The following is a 13,985-nucleotide window of genomic DNA, read 5'->3' on the forward strand; positions in this document are numbered from 1 at the left end:
CGCTCCATCCCATCATTCCGCTGCCTCCATCCGTGCAGCGGTCCCCATATCCACCACTTTCAGCTTCGTCCGGATCCGCTGTGACGTCCCGTCCTGAAACCGGATCGTCGTATCCACGGGAATCTCGCTCTTGCCGCCATAGATGCCGTCGATGATGTCGGCATATTTTTCGTTGATGACGTTCCGCCTGACTTTTCGCGTCCGCGTCAGCTCGCCGTCGTCGGCATCCAGCTCCTTGTACAACAGCAGGAAGCGCGAGATGCGCTGCGCCGGTGGCAGCGTCGCATTGACGGTCTCGACCTCCTTCTGCAGCAGCGCATAGACCTCGGGCCGCGAGGAGAGATCCGTATAGGTCGTGAACGACAGCCGGTTCTTTTCCGCCCATTTCGAGATGATCGAGTAGCGGATGCAGATCATCGCGGCCAGGGCGTCGCGCCCTGCGCCGAGCACGACGGTCTCAGCCACATAGGGCGAGAATTTCAGCTTGTTCTCGATATATTGCGGCGAGAAGCGTTCACCGCGCGCGGTTTCGGCGAGGTCCTTGATGCGGTCGATGACGACAAGCTGCTTGGCGTCGTTGAAATAGCCGGCATCGCCCGAATACATCCAGCCGTCGCGCATGTCGGCCGCCGAGGCTTCCTCGTTCTTGTAATAGCCAAGGAACATGTTCGGGTGCTTCACCACGATCTCGCCGACGCCCTGCACGTCGGGATCGCGGACCTCGATGGCAATCTCGTTGCCCATGGCGATCCCTGTGGTGTCGGGATCGACGGCATCCGGCGCATGCAGCGTGAAGGCGCCGAGCGTTTCGGTCTGGCCGTAGAGCGTGCGCAGCGGCACGCCCATGGCGCGGAAGAACTTGAACGTATCCGGACCCAGCGCTGCGCCGCCCGTGGCGGCCGAACGCAGGCGGGTGAAGCCGAGCCGATCGCGCAAGGCGCGGAACAGCAGGGCATCGGCGACGACCGAGCGCCTGTTATCGGCCAGCGCATTCAGCCCGGTCTTCATGCCCAGCTCATAGAGGCTTTGCTTCAGCGGCGAGGCGTCCATCACCCGCGCGCGGACATCCGCCGCAATGCCTTCCCAGACGCGGGGCGCGAACAGCACGAAGGTCGGCGCGATCTCGCGAAAATCATTCATCAAGGTGTCGGCCTGTTCGACGAAGTTGACCTTCATTCGCGACAGCAGGCCTTTGCCCAGTGCATAGACCTGTTCCATGATCCAGGGCAGCGGCAGCACCGAGACATATTCGTCACCCGGTCCCTTGGGATCGAATGAGAGATAGACCGCGCAATGGCCGAGCACGCGGCCGGCGGCCAGCATCGCGAGCTTCGGGTTCGACGTCGTCCCCGATGTCGTGCAGAGGATCGCGACATCCTCGCCACGGGTGGCATCCACCATCTGGTCGTACAGGCTCGGTTCTTTTGTTGCGCGATCACGGCCCATCTGGGCGAGCTTGTCGGCCTCCAGCAGACGCGGATCGTCATATTTCCGCATGCCGCGCGGATCGCTGTAGACGATATGCTTCAGCGCAGGCACGCGGTCTGCGAGGGTGAGCAGCTTGTCGACCTGCTCCTCGTCCTCCGCGAAGACAATCTTCGCCTCGCCGTAGTTCAGGAGATAGGCGGCTTCCTCATCCAGCACGTCGCGATAGAGGCCGAGGCTCATGCCGCCGATGGCGTGAGCTGCGATTTCCGCCGACACCCAGTCCGGCCGATTGTCGCCGATGATGCCGACAACGTCGCCCTTGCCGATACCTAGCGCGACCATGCCGAGTGAAAAGTTCTTCACCCGGTTGTGGTAGTCATCCCAGGTGAACTCGCGCCACAACCCAAAATCCTTTTCGCGGAGCGCGACGTCCTGGCCGTGCTCTTTGGCATTGAGACGCAGCAATTTTGGATAGGTGTCGGCCTGTTTGACGCGGCCTGCATAGTCCATCATGCGGCGCTCTCCGCGGTCACCGGCGCGTCGTCGGGATCGACCAGCAGTTCGTCTTCCTCGCCGAGATAGGCGCGCTTCACATGCGGATCGTCGAGCACGGCGGCGGGATCGCCCTCGGCGATCTTGCGGCCGAAATCTAGCACCATCACGCGATGGGAGATGTCCATCACGACGCCCATGTCGTGCTCGATCATCATCACGGTCATGCCGAACTCTTCATTGAGGTCGACGATGTAGCGGGCCATGTCCTCCTTCTCCTCGAAATTCATGCCGGCCATCGGCTCGTCGAGGAGAATGAGGTTCGGTTCCAGCGCCATGGCGCGCGCCAGCTCGACGCGCTTGCGCAGGCCATAGGGCAGGGTGCCGGCGGTGGCCTTGCGCACGCTCTGCAGGTCGAGGAAATCGATGATCTCCTCAACCTTGCGGCGGTGCTCGAGTTCTTCCTTGCGGGCGCCGGTGAGCCAGTACAGCGAGCCGGTGAAAAAGTTGTTCTTCAGGAGGTGATGGCGGCCGACCATGATGTTGTCGAGCACGCTCATGTGGTGGAACAGCGCGAGGTTCTGGAAGGTACGGCCGATGCCGATGCGCGGCCGCGCATTGGTGTTGAGATTGGTGATCTCCTTGCCGCCGTAGAACAGCTGGCCTTCGGTCGGCTTGTAGCGGCCGGAGATGCAATTGACGATGGAGGTCTTGCCGGCGCCGTTGGGGCCGATGATGGAGAACAGCTCGCCCTGATTGACGGCGAAGCTCACATCGGTGAGCGCGCGCACGCCGCCAAAGCGCAATGATACGCCGCGTACTTCCAAAGCAACCGTCACGCATGCCCTCCCAGATACGGCGCTTGGCGCGCTCTTTATCCCGTCCACGGTAACCACCGGAGCTTATCGCGCCCGGTCGATCTCGGCCATTCGACTAATGAACCTTCCGTGATCATTCTCCCTACGTTAAACCGGCTCCGGGAAATGTCTCGCGCCCGACAATCTGTCAGGCATTTTGTCGCGTGGCATGGTTTGTTGCGTCGCAACAAGTGGATAAGCGGCGGTGGCATGATTGCTGCGGATCATCTGAAGACCATCGCGGCGTGGGCGCGCGATCTTACCGAGCGCGAGATCGAGGTCGCGCGTGCCGGCGTCAATGAGCGATCCTTCAATGCGAACGAGTTCGTCTCCATGCGCGGCGACGTGTTCGATTACTGGACCGGCGTGGTGTCGGGTCTGGTCAAGATCGGGACCATCTCACGCAGCGGCAAGGAGGTCAGCATCACCGGGCTCACGGCGGGGGCGTGGTTCGGCGAGGGCAGCGTGCTGAAGAACGAGCCGCGCCGCTACGACATCGTGGCGATGCGCGATTCACGCGTGGCGCTGATGGACCGGACGACCTTCTTCTGGCTGTTCGAGAACAGCGTCGGCTTCAACCGGTTTCTGGTGTCGTTGCTGAACGAACGGCTCGGTCAGTTCATCGCGCTGACCGAATATGGCCGCATGCTGGATGCGACCGGACGATTGGCGCGGTGTATTGCGTCGCTGTTCAACCCGATCCTGTATCGCGACGCCAACCGGCATCTGGACATCACGCAGGAAGAGATCGGCGCGATCTCCGGCATCTCGCGGCAGAAGGCCAATCAGTGCCTGCAGACGCTGGAGAAAGAGGGCCTGCTGCGGTTGGAATATGGTGGCGTGACGGTGATCGATCTGGAGCGGTTGAGCACGTATGGGGAGTGAAGCGGCGTCTCTGATTGCCGCAAGCAGTTTGCGGCCATCCTTCGAGACGCGGCTTAAGAAGGCCGCTCCTCAGGATAAGGGAAGAGTGTAGCGCTATAAAAGACCCTCATGGTGAGGAGCCCGCGAAGCGGGCGTCTCGAACCATGCAGGCCGAGCACTATCCTCATCCATTGCCGCAAGCGGGGAGAGGTTAAACCTCCAGCCATTCTTTCCGCACGCCGTCATTCGCCTTCAGCTCCGCGGGTGTGCCCTCGAACACGATGCGGCCGTGGCCCATTACATAGACCCGGTGCGAAATGCGCAGCGCGATCGACAGCTTCTGCTCCACCAGCAAAATCGCCACGCCGCGCCGTGCGATCTCGGCAATGAGGTCGCCGACCTGCTGCACGATCAGCGGCGCCAGACCTTCCGTCGGCTCGTCGATCATCACCAGTTCCGGATCGCCCATCAGCGTGCGGCAGATCGTGAGCATCTGCTTCTCGCCGCCGGACAGCACGCCAGCGGCCGTATCGGCACGCCTTGCGAGGTTCGGGAACATCTCCAGCATGTCGTCGAGCCGCCACTTGCCGGGCTTGCGCGTGTCCTTGATGCCCAGCATCAGGTTCTGCCGCACCGTCAGGCCCGGAAAGATGTCACGATGCTCCGGCACATAGCCGAGGCCGAGATGCGCGATCTTGAAGCTCGGCAGGCCCGCAATGTCCTGGCCCTTGAACTTGATGCTGCCGTGTGGCGGCACCTCGCCCATGATCGCCTTCACGGTGGTGGAACGGCCAACACCGTTGCGGCCGAGCAGGCTCACTACTTCGCTGGCATCGATATGCAGGTCCACGCCCTGGAGGATGTGGCTCTTGCCGTAATAAGCGTGCAGATCCTTGACCTCGAGCATCAGGCAGCCTCCTCGCCGAGATAGGCTTCCTTGACCTTCTTGTTGCCGCGGATCTCGTCGGGCGTGCCGGTGGCGATCACCTCGCCATAGACCAGCACCGAGATGCGGTCGGCGAGGCCGAACACGACGCTCATATCGTGCTCGACGATCAGCAGCGTTCGCCCTTCGGTGAGACGCCGGATCTGCTCCACCGCGCGCTCCGTCTCGGCATGGCTCATGCCGGCGGTCGGCTCGTCGAGCAGGATCACATCGGCGCCGCCGGCAATGGTGATGCCGATCTCCAGCGCGCGCTGCTCCGCATAGGTCAAGAGCCCCGCCGGGACGTCGCGGCGCGACACCAGGCTGATGTCCTGCAGGATCTGCGCGGTGCGCTCGCGCACCTCGGGCAGCGAATCCACATTCTTCCAGAATGCGTAGCGATGTCCTGTGGCCCACAGTACCGCGCAGCGCAGGTTCTCCCACACGGTCATCTTGGCGAACACATTCGTCACCTGGAACGAGCGCGACAGTCCGCGGCGATTGATCTGGAACGGCGGCAGGCCGGAAATGTCCTGGCCGTTCAGGAGAATGGTGCCGGTGGTCGGCTTCATATAGCCGGAGATCAGGTTGAAGGTCGTGGACTTGCCGGCACCGTTCGGGCCGATCAGCGCATGGCGTTCGCCCTTGGCGACCTTCAGATCGATGTTCTGGATCACCTTTGTGATGCCAAACGTCTTTTCGACGCCGTGCAACTCGATGGCGTTGCTCATGCGGCCACTCCCTTCGCACGGGCTTCAGTGAGGGCGTCGTCCCAGCGTGCAGCGATCATCTTCCAGGTCTTGCGTGCAACCAAGGCGCCCGCGAACAGCAGCACGGCCGCAATGGCCCAGACCGCCCGGTTCTCGGCGTCAAACGGGATGCCGAACGCCTTGATATGCGAATCCCCGCCCGCATGGACCATGTGAAACACGATGACTTCAACCGACAGGATAAAGCCGACCAGCATCGCCAGCGTCGGGATGAAGGCGATGAGATAGCCCGGGAGCACCCGGCCGATTGTGCCCGCCTTGATCAATGGCCAATGCATCATCAGCAGGCCCGTGAGGCCGCCCGGCGCGAACATCACCACGGCAATGAAGATCAGGCCGAAATAGAGCTGCCACACCTGCGTGAGGTCGGAGAGCCCGAGTGATAGCAACGTCACGAAAATGGCGCCGACGATCGGGCCGATGAAGAAGCCGACGCCGCCGATATAGGTGGCGAACAGCACGGTGCCGGACTGCACCGCGCCGAGATAGGCGGAATTGGCGATCTCGAAATTGATCGCCGCCAGGGCGCCGGCGATGCCGGCGAAGAAGCCGGAAAAGCAGAAGGCGATGTAGCGGATCACATGAGGATCATAGCCGACGAATTGCACGCGTTCGGGGTTGTCGCGCACAGCGTTGCACATCCGCCCGAGCGGCGTGCGAGTGAGCGCATACATTGCAATCACCGCGATCAGCGTCCATCCCGCGACCAGATAATAGATCTGGATCTGCGGGCCAAAGCTCCAGTCGAACAGGCGGAATACCTTTGTTCGATTGGCGGACACGCCGGCTTCGCCGCCGAAGAATGTGCGCAGGATCAGCGCGGATGACGCGACCAGTTCGGCGAGGCCAAGGGAGATCATCGCGAAGGCCGTCCCGGAGCGTTTGGTCGAGACCCAGCCGAGCAGCATCGCAAAGATGAGCCCGGCGGCGCCGCCGATCAGCGGCACCAGCGGCAGCGGGATCGCGAATTTGTTCTTGGCGATGATGTTGATGGCATGGATCGCGAGGAAGCCGCCGAGCCCGTAATAGACCGCGTGGCCGAACGACAGCATGCCGGTCTGGCCGAGCAGGATATTGTAGGACAGCGAGAAGATGATCGAGATGCCGATCAGGCTGAACGTCGTCAGCGATCCGCCGGAGGAAAAGATCTTCGGCAGGATCAGGAGCACGGCCGCAGCCACGATCCACAGGCCGTAGAACTTCAGGCGATCGGAGGCCGAGGGCGCGGGCGGCGCGATATTCATAGTGGCGTCGCTCATGTTTCACGCGTCCCGAGCAGGCCCATCGGGCGGAACATCAGGATCAGCACCAGCAGTAAATAGGGCATGATCGGTGCGATCTGGGCGATGGTGACGTTCCAGATATCGGACAGCCAGGTAGCGGCGAGGTCAGGGCCCAACGGTCCGAAGGCGCCGGCGAGCGAACCGTTCATCGAGACCGCAAATGTCTGCACGAGCCCGATGAGCAGCGACGCGATGAAAGCGCCCGGCAGTGAGCCGAGGCCGCCGACGACCACGACAACGAACAGGATCGGGCCGAGCAGCCCGGCCATGTTGGATTGCGTCACCAGCGCGGGGCCAGCAATCACACCGGCCACTGCCGCCAGCGCGGTGCCGACGCCGAACACCAGCATGAAGATGCGTCCGACATTGTGGCCGAGATGGCCGACCATATGCGGATGGGTGAGGGCGGCCTGCACGATCAGGCCGACACGCGTCTTCTTCAGCGTGATCAGGAGGCCTGCGAAGATCACGATGGAGATCACCAGCATGAAGATCTTGAAGGCGGGATAGTTGGTCGAGAACAGCGTGAAGGCGGGAAAGTCGAGCAGCGCGGGGACGCGGAAATCCACCGGGCTCTTGCCCCAGACGATCTGCACGATTTCCTCGATGGCGAAAGCGAGGCCGAAGGTGAACAGCAGTTCGGGCACATGGCCGTATTTGTGCACCTGGCGCAGGCCGTAGCGCTCGACCATGGCGCCGAGTGCGCCGGCGAGCAGGGGCGCGATAATCAGCGCCGGCCAGAAGCCGAACCATTTGCTGATCTGGAAGCCGAAAAAGGCGCCGAGCATGTAGAAGCTGGCATGGGCGAAATTGAGCACGCCGAGCATGCTGAAAATGACCGTCAGGCCCGAGGCCATCAGGAACAGCAGCATGCCGAACAGGATGCCGTTCAGCGTGGATATGACGATGAGTTCGAGCATCAGAGGGAAGCCTGTGGCTGGTGCTTCTTAACCTCGCCCCGCTCGCGGGGAGAGGTCGACCCGGCGAAGCGCAGCGAAGCCGGGGCGGGTGAGGGGGCTCTCCACGCGCTCCGAGCTCGCGGAGGCTCCCCTCATCCGTCGTCGCTTCGCGACGCCACCTTCTCCCCGCCTAGCGAAGCTTCGCTTCGCCTGGCGGGGAGAAGGCAGGGCCTTACGGCCGTTCCATCTTGCAGGTGGTTGGCAGCATGGTGTCCTTGGTGTCGACCTTCGCGGCCAGCTTCCAGCCCCAACCGGTGTTTTCCTCGTCGAATGGCTCCTTGTCGGTGCGTTCGCCGAAGGACGAGATATAGATCGGCTGGAAGAACTGGTGGTCGTCCTTGCGCATGATGCCTTCGCCGCCATTGAAGACTTCGAACTTCATGTCTTCCAGCGCCGCCGCAACCTTCACCGGCTCGAGCGATTTCGCCTTCTCGGCGGCGGCTGCAAACATCCGCATTTCGTTCACGGCGCGCGGATACCACAGGCCGAGATTGACCTTGGCGCGGAAGGCCTTTTCGAAGTCCACCGACGCCTTGTGGTCGATATTGGCAAACCCTTCGGTGATCTGGAACACCTGATGGTTCAGACCGGTCTGCTTGATGGCGGTCGGGCCACCGGCGCCGCCGGCATAGTAAGTGTACCAGCCCACCTTGAGGCCGGCATCGGCGGCCGCTTTCAGCAGCAGCGCAATGTCCTGGCCCCAATTGCCGGTGATCACGCTGTCGGCACCCGATGCCTTGATCTTGGCGATATAGGGCGCGAAGTCGGTGATCTTGAGCAGCGGATGCAGCTCGTCACCGACGATCTCGACATCGGCGCGCTTGGCCTTGAGCATGGCGCGGGCCTGGGTGCGCACCGACTGGCCGAACGAGTAGTCCTGATTGATCAGGTACACTTTCTTGATGCTCGGCGCGGTCTTCATGTAGTTGGTCAGCGCTTCCATCTTGATGTCGGAATTCGCGTCCCAGCGGAAATGCGCGAAGCTGCATTTGTCGTTGGTGAGGATCGGATCGACGGCGGCATAGTTGAAATACAGGACTTCCTTGCCGGGATTGCGATCGTTGTATTTGGTGACGAAGTCCGAGAGCGCGCCGCCGACGGACGAGCCGTTGCCCTGGGTGATGTAGCGCACGCCGCTATCGATGGCCTTCTGCGCCTGGATCAGGCTTTCCTGCGGATTGGTCTTGTTGTCGAGCCCGATGACCTCGACCTTCTTGCCGAGAATGCCGCCCTTGGCGTTCAATTCCTCGGCAAGGTACTGGAAGGTCTTCAACCCGCCTTCGCCGACACTGGCGCCGCCGCCGGAGAGCGGATCGATATAGCCGATCTTGACGGTTTCCTGGGCCATTGCTGCGATGCCGAAGAACGGCAGTGCAAGGCTCGCGCCGATGGCCAATTTGATGAGATGCCGTTTATGCATGTGTTTTCTCCCTGATTTATGGATTGGGTTGACCGTGGGTCCGGCGCCGAATCTTTGCTGATCCGTTCACCGGCGGTTCTTGGCGGCGAGTGTGAGCGAATGCAGCAGAGGCCGCAAGCATCCCTTCGTCGTAGGCACATTACTTCGCGGTAACGGTGGCCTTGGCCTTTTTAGATATCGCCGTATCGCCGATGATTTCCGCACCGCGCAATTCGGCGATCTCGCTCGCATCAAGCCCGAGCACCTCGCGCAGCACCTCCTCATTGTGCTGGCCAAGTGTCGGCGCCAGTTGGGTGATGGCATAGGGCGCACGGGAACTGCCTTCGCGATAGGCAACCGAGGGCAGCAGATGCGGGCCCATGAAACGGCGCGTCTTCGGCTGCCAGTGGCCCGTGGAGAGCAGATGCGGATCGCCGGCCATATCCATCGGTAGCCGTGCGGTGCCCGCGGGCACGCCGGCATCCTGCAGCGCATTCATGGCAAGCTCCGGCCGCACCGTCATGGTCCAGTGCCGGATCGCCACCTCGATGCGGTCCTCGTCGGCACGCCGGCCGTCGGCGGTGGCGAGGGCGGCGTCCTCGGCGAGGTCTGGCCGGTGGATGACCTTGCAGAGCGCCTGCCATTCGTCGTCATCGCGCACGGCGATGGTGAGCCACTGGTCTTCGCCGATACAGGGGAAGCAGCCATGCGGCACGAAGCGCGGATGGCGATTGCCGAGCCGCGGACCTGTCGTGCCGTTGATAGATTGCTCGATCACCGATGGCGCGACCATGGGCAGCAGCGCTTCGGTGGCACTGAGATCGATATGCTGGCCTTCGCCCGTTTGCTTCTGATGCATGAAGCCGATCAGCAGCGCCGCCGCCGCGCTGACGCCACCATAGGGATCACCGAGCGCCGTATGCACCATGGTCGGTGGATCACCTTCGCGGCCGGTGATCGACGGCAAGCCTGAGGCCTGCTCCAGCGTCGATCCATAGGCGCGCACGCCACTCCAGGCGCCCGTCATGCCGAAGGCCGGCATGGTGACCACGATGAGTTTTGGATTGAGCTTTCGCATCGAGTCCGGATCGAGCCCGAGCCGCGGCATCACGTCCGCCGCATAGTTATCGATCACGGCATCCGCATCGGCGATCAGGCGCTTCAGCAGTGCCAGGCCCTTCGGCTGCGTGAGATCCAGCGTGATGCCGCGTTTGTTGCGGTTCATCTGCTGAAACCAGTAGACCTTCTCGTAGGTGCGCTCGGGATGATACGGCCCGCGCGGATCGGTGCCGCGAAACCAGTCGGGATACTGGCACGACTCCACCTTGATGACGTCGGCGCCGAGATCGCCCATCTGTCGTGTCGCGGTCGGGCCGGCCCAGCCCATGGTGAGATCGACGATGCGCAGGCCCTTCAAGGGCAGCGGATCATCGGGCGTCGCTTGTCGTGTCGCAATGCGATCGCGGGGCTTGAAGTTCGCAATTTCATCGCTGCCCGCGAGCGGCGCTTTGCCATTGGCGATCGGGGGCGAGCCGGTGAGGTGCTGCGGCAGCACCGGCGCCTCGAACGAGCCGCTGCCGATGGTGACTGTCGCGAAAGCGCCGCGCGTGCGGTAATAGGGCTGGCGCAGCAACTCTTCCATGCTCGGCACCACCGCCAGCGGGATGCGCAGCTCGATGCCTTTTTCGAACCAGTAGTCGGCGCTCCGCTGCAGCAGGATCGGCTGGAAGATGGCGGCAAGCTCGGCGGAGTTGTTGGCGCGCGCGAGGCCGTCCGTGAATTTGGTTTCCTTCTCCAGCTCTGGCAGACCCAGCATCACGCAGAATGCCGCCCATTGCGCCGGCGTCACCACCGTGACGCCGAGCCAGCCGTCCTTGGTCGGGAAATTGCCGACAGGATAGCCCCGACCAAAACGATTGAGCGCCGTGCGCGGGCGCGTAAAACCGACTTCCAAGGCCAGCCCGGTGTCGAATTCGCTGATATGCAGCATCGCGGCATGGGCGCTGACCGCAAATCGCCGCGCGCCGCGCTTGCGATCATAGAGCCCGGCCAGTGTGGGGATGAAAGCGGTCAGCGCCGTCATCACCGAGATCTGGCCGTCGCGCGGCAGCACCGGCGGGCCCTCCTTGCTGCCGACGAGTTTCACATTGCCGGACAGCGCACGGCAGATGGCATCGGTGGCGCGGAAATCCGAATAGAGCCCGTTCTCGCCGAACCACGAGATCGCCGTGATGGCGAGGCCGGGATTGTCGCGGCGCAGATCGTCGTGATTGAGCAATGATGTTGGAATGCTCGCAGGGGCTCGCGCATCCAGCAGCAGATCGCAGCTTTGCAGCAGCTCCTTGATGGCGGCGACATCCGCGGCATCGTCGAGATCGGCAACCACGCTGTGCTTGTTGGTGTTCAGCCAGGCGAACACGCCACCTTCGCGCGTGCCATTGCCGGCATCGACAACAGGCGCATGCTGCCGCATCGGATCGCCGCCATCAGGTTCGATCTTGATGACCTCAGCGCCGAAATCGGAAAACAGCTTGCCGCAATAACCCAGCTGGTCGCCGGATCCAATTTCCACCACACGCAAATCGGCCAGTGGCAATTTCGACATTCCATTCCCGCCCGTTCATTCTTGTTGGGCGGGCATCATGTCGGGATGTGTGCGTGGGTCAAGTCACGCAGTCGCGTTTCGCGTTGCAGATTGGCCAAGCGCCACGGACATGGCGGAAATCAGCGGGCGCATGAAGAACGCATCCTCGGCCGGCGTGATCGATGCGCGAAAACCGTAAGCCTGCAACTCGTCTGAGACGACAGGGCCAACGGACGCAATCGGAGTCTTTGCAAGTGCGCTGCGCAATTGCTTTTCACGCCCATGCGCACGCGCGGCATCGACCAGCCGCCGCACCTGACCCGAGCTGGTCAATGCGATGGAATCGATGCGGCCACTCTCCATCTCGTCGATGGCAGCAAGGATGTTGGTGTCGGCGGCCTTGGAGTCGTAGATGTAGGGCAGGACGGTATCGATGCTGGCGCCCAGCGCCGCGATAGCGCCAATCAGCACCGTGTGGTCCTTCTCCGGATAGAGCTGCAGTCCCACGCGGCGGCCCTTGAGGTCATATGTCGCCAGCATTTCGACGATGCCGTCCGAAGTCGGCTTCTCGGTCGTGACATCCGGGGCGAGGCCGATCTCGCGCAGCGCCTTGCCGGGCTTCGGCCCGCGCGTGAATTTTCGCGATTTGCTGACGGCCGCGACAAATGCCGTTTCGCCATCGTGCTGCCGCACCACTTTGAGGATGCGCCGCAAACCTTCGCCGGTCATCAGGACCAGGTCGTCGAAGGGATCAGCGACAAAGCGGGCAACCCAGTCCAGCACCGGTTTCGGGTCCGGTGGGTCCTCGATGGTGAACATCGGGCATTGCAGCACATCCGCGCCTTTCTCCTTGAGAAGTCTGGAGAATTGCGCCTCTTCGCGGGTTTCCAGGATCAGGATGCGGGTGCCGTCCAGTCGCTCAGCCATGGTGGCATCTTTCATTTACTGCAGTGCGCAATCGGATTGGCGCAAACCTATGCCAGATGATAGAGCAGGGCAAAATTTCTCCCTGAATCTCAAGCCAGTAGCCCCAGATGTCGCACCACTTCGTCCTCACTCTGTCCTGCCCGGATCGCCCCGGCATCGTCTCCGCCGTCTCGACCTTTCTCGCTCATAACGGCCAGAACATCGTCGATGCCCAGCAGTTCAACGAAAACGAGACCGGCGTGTTCTTCATGCGCGTGGTGTTCAATGCGGCCGATGTGAATGTCGATCTTGCCTCGCTGCAGACCGGCTTCGGCGCCATCGCCGAGCGCTTCAAGATGGCCTGGCAGATGCGCGATCAGGCGACCAGGCGCCGCGTCATGATCCTGGCCTCGAAGTCGGATCACTGCCTCGTCGATCTGCTCTATCGCTGGCGCACTGGCGAACTCGAAATGATCCCGACGGCAATCGTTTCGAACCATCCGCGCGAGACCTATAGCGGTATCGATTTCGGCGATATCCCGTTCCATCATCTGCCGATCACCAAGGAGACCAAGAGCGAGCAGGAAGCCGCGATCTGGGCTCTGGTGAACGAGACGAAGTCTGAACTCGTCGTGCTCGCGCGCTACATGCAGATCCTGTCGGACGACATGTCGGCAAAGCTGTCCGGCATGTGCATCAACATCCATCACTCGTTCCTGCCGGGCTTCAAGGGCGCGCGGCCCTATCACCAGGCCCATGCGCGCGGCGTCAAGCTGATCGGCGCGACCGCGCATTACGTCACCAGCGATCTCGACGAAGGTCCGATCATCGAGCAGGACGTCGAACGCATCAGCCATCGCGACTCGCCGGACGATCTCGTGCGCAAGGGCCGCGATATCGAGCGTCGGGTGCTCGCCCGCGCCGTGCGTCATCATCTTGAAGATCGCGTGATCCTCAATGGCAAGAAGACGGTGGTGTTCACCAATTGATATGGGAGGTCGGCGCCATCAGTGGATGGCGCTGGCCGACGGCGATGTGGCCGGATCGGGACCATGGGCAGCATCGCCTTGCGGCTGCTGGCTCTTCTTCAGATAAGCGTCATATTCCGGCGTCCCCGGCCGCGGCGGTGCATCGGCCGGCAGGCCGCCCGCCCAAGCGGGAATGAGATCTGCCATTCCCCCGGCCACGAACGAACTGATCGATCCGCAGCCAGACAGGCTGCAGGACAGCAGGACCAGGCTGACGGCGGTGACGAAGCGGCGATTGATGGGCATTGCGGCAACACGGCGAGGTTGGGTGGGTGAACACTCACCAATATGGCGCAGTTTCCGGAAAATTGAAGGTAGCGGGGGGAGAAAATTAAATTTGCTTGCCCGTCGCTCTTGAGAGGCTCGCTTCCCACGTGACATCCAGCCGACAACGTCGCCTTCCGGTTGCGTATATATCTACCTCTCGATGTTTGTGAGTACGCTTTCCGACACCTAGCGTCCCGGTATGGCCGCACCGATTCGGTGCGGC

General features: G+C 62.4%; 12 protein-coding genes. 2 read left to right on the forward strand and 10 right to left on the reverse strand.

The features are described from left to right. Positions 1-12: 12 nt before the first annotated feature. Both AC1RQ5_RS11795 and AC1RQ5_RS11800 read right to left on the reverse strand, forming a co-directional pair. Positions 13-1,941 carry a long-chain fatty acid--CoA ligase gene (locus tag AC1RQ5_RS11795; RefSeq protein ID WP_493199119.1) on the reverse strand — a complete coding sequence of 643 codons (1,929 nt, stop codon included), beginning with the start codon at positions 1,939-1,941 and terminating at the stop codon, positions 13-15. Continuing rightward, positions 1,938-2,759, reverse strand: a complete 822-nt coding sequence (locus tag AC1RQ5_RS11800; RefSeq protein ID WP_493199120.1) for an ABC transporter ATP-binding protein — start codon at positions 2,757-2,759, stop codon at positions 1,938-1,940. The genes AC1RQ5_RS11795 and AC1RQ5_RS11800 overlap by 4 nt, the downstream gene beginning before the upstream one ends. Before the next feature lie 228 nt (positions 2,760-2,987). Between AC1RQ5_RS11800 and AC1RQ5_RS11805 the strand changes: the two genes are divergently transcribed. Further along, a complete protein-coding gene (locus tag AC1RQ5_RS11805; protein ID WP_493199122.1) occupies positions 2,988-3,662 on the forward strand; it encodes a Crp/Fnr family transcriptional regulator in 675 nt (224 codons plus the stop codon). Positions 3,663-3,852: 190 nt separating this feature from the next. Here AC1RQ5_RS11805 and AC1RQ5_RS11810 read toward each other — a convergent pair whose 3' ends face one another. From AC1RQ5_RS11810 to AC1RQ5_RS11840, 7 genes are all read right to left on the reverse strand, one after another. After that, the gene (locus AC1RQ5_RS11810) at positions 3,853-4,548 is read right to left on the reverse strand and encodes an ABC transporter ATP-binding protein (RefSeq protein ID WP_398480842.1); all 696 of its coding nucleotides are present in this window, start codon (positions 4,546-4,548) and stop codon (positions 3,853-3,855) included. Further along, positions 4,548-5,297: an ABC transporter ATP-binding protein gene (locus tag AC1RQ5_RS11815; RefSeq protein WP_398480844.1), complete on the reverse strand. Its 750-nt coding sequence runs from the start codon at positions 5,295-5,297 to the stop codon at positions 4,548-4,550. The genes AC1RQ5_RS11810 and AC1RQ5_RS11815 overlap by 1 nt, the downstream gene beginning before the upstream one ends. Next, entirely contained in the window at positions 5,294-6,595 is a 1,302-nt protein-coding gene (locus tag AC1RQ5_RS11820; RefSeq protein WP_493199123.1) for a branched-chain amino acid ABC transporter permease, read from the reverse strand. Before AC1RQ5_RS11820 ends, AC1RQ5_RS11815 begins: the two co-directional genes overlap by 4 nt. Then, complete coding sequence (locus tag AC1RQ5_RS11825; protein WP_398480848.1) at positions 6,592-7,539, reverse strand: branched-chain amino acid ABC transporter permease; 948 nt, start codon at positions 7,537-7,539, stop codon at positions 6,592-6,594. Before AC1RQ5_RS11825 ends, AC1RQ5_RS11820 begins: the two co-directional genes overlap by 4 nt. Before the next feature lie 211 nt (positions 7,540-7,750). Then, complete coding sequence (locus AC1RQ5_RS11830) at positions 7,751-8,998, reverse strand: branched-chain amino acid ABC transporter substrate-binding protein (RefSeq protein WP_493199125.1); 1,248 nt, start codon at positions 8,996-8,998, stop codon at positions 7,751-7,753. Between the two features lie 139 nt (positions 8,999-9,137). Beyond that, the gene (locus AC1RQ5_RS11835) at positions 9,138-11,582 is read right to left on the reverse strand and encodes a CaiB/BaiF CoA-transferase family protein (RefSeq protein WP_493199127.1); all 2,445 of its coding nucleotides are present in this window, start codon (positions 11,580-11,582) and stop codon (positions 9,138-9,140) included. 63 nt (positions 11,583-11,645) lie between these two features. Beyond that, entirely contained in the window at positions 11,646-12,488 is an 843-nt protein-coding gene (locus AC1RQ5_RS11840) for a uroporphyrinogen-III synthase (RefSeq protein ID WP_493199128.1), read from the reverse strand. Between the two features lie 107 nt (positions 12,489-12,595). Here AC1RQ5_RS11840 and purU point away from each other — a divergent pair, with 107 nt between their 5' ends. Beyond that, positions 12,596-13,456, forward strand: coding sequence for a formyltetrahydrofolate deformylase (purU, locus tag AC1RQ5_RS11845; protein WP_493199130.1), 861 nt, complete (start codon positions 12,596-12,598; stop codon positions 13,454-13,456). Positions 13,457-13,474: 18 nt separating this feature from the next. On the opposite strand, the gene AC1RQ5_RS11850 is transcribed toward purU, so the two are convergent. After that, positions 13,475-13,741: a hypothetical protein gene (locus AC1RQ5_RS11850; protein ID WP_398480861.1), complete on the reverse strand. Its 267-nt coding sequence runs from the start codon at positions 13,739-13,741 to the stop codon at positions 13,475-13,477. Positions 13,742-13,985 lie beyond the last annotated feature (244 nt).

This window comes from Tardiphaga sp. GW821-FHT12E02, assembly GCF_058807155.1.

What these genes read in the sequence shown, in the direction of transcription:
- AC1RQ5_RS11795 (WP_493199119.1), bottom strand. Translation starts at nt 1,941, where the DNA reads ATGATGGACTATGCAGGCCGCGTCAAACAGGCCGACACCTATCCAAAA.
- AC1RQ5_RS11805 (WP_493199122.1), top strand. Translation starts at nt 2,988, where the DNA reads ATGATTGCTGCGGATCATCTGAAGACCATCGCGGCGTGGGCGCGCGAT.
- AC1RQ5_RS11810 (WP_398480842.1), bottom strand. Translation starts at nt 4,548, where the DNA reads ATGCTCGAGGTCAAGGATCTGCACGCTTATTACGGCAAGAGCCACATC.
- AC1RQ5_RS11815 (WP_398480844.1), bottom strand. Translation starts at nt 5,297, where the DNA reads ATGAGCAACGCCATCGAGTTGCACGGCGTCGAAAAGACGTTTGGCATC.
- AC1RQ5_RS11820 (WP_493199123.1), bottom strand. Translation starts at nt 6,595, where the DNA reads ATGAGCGACGCCACTATGAATATCGCGCCGCCCGCGCCCTCGGCCTCC.
- AC1RQ5_RS11825 (WP_398480848.1), bottom strand. Translation starts at nt 7,539, where the DNA reads ATGCTCGAACTCATCGTCATATCCACGCTGAACGGCATCCTGTTCGGC.
- AC1RQ5_RS11830 (WP_493199125.1), bottom strand. Translation starts at nt 8,998, where the DNA reads ATGCATAAACGGCATCTCATCAAATTGGCCATCGGCGCGAGCCTTGCA.
- AC1RQ5_RS11835 (WP_493199127.1), bottom strand. Translation starts at nt 11,582, where the DNA reads ATGTCGAAATTGCCACTGGCCGATTTGCGTGTGGTGGAAATTGGATCC.
- AC1RQ5_RS11840 (WP_493199128.1), bottom strand. Translation starts at nt 12,488, where the DNA reads ATGGCTGAGCGACTGGACGGCACCCGCATCCTGATCCTGGAAACCCGC.
- purU (WP_493199130.1), top strand. Translation starts at nt 12,596, where the DNA reads ATGTCGCACCACTTCGTCCTCACTCTGTCCTGCCCGGATCGCCCCGGC.
- AC1RQ5_RS11850 (WP_398480861.1), bottom strand. Translation starts at nt 13,741, where the DNA reads ATGCCCATCAATCGCCGCTTCGTCACCGCCGTCAGCCTGGTCCTGCTG.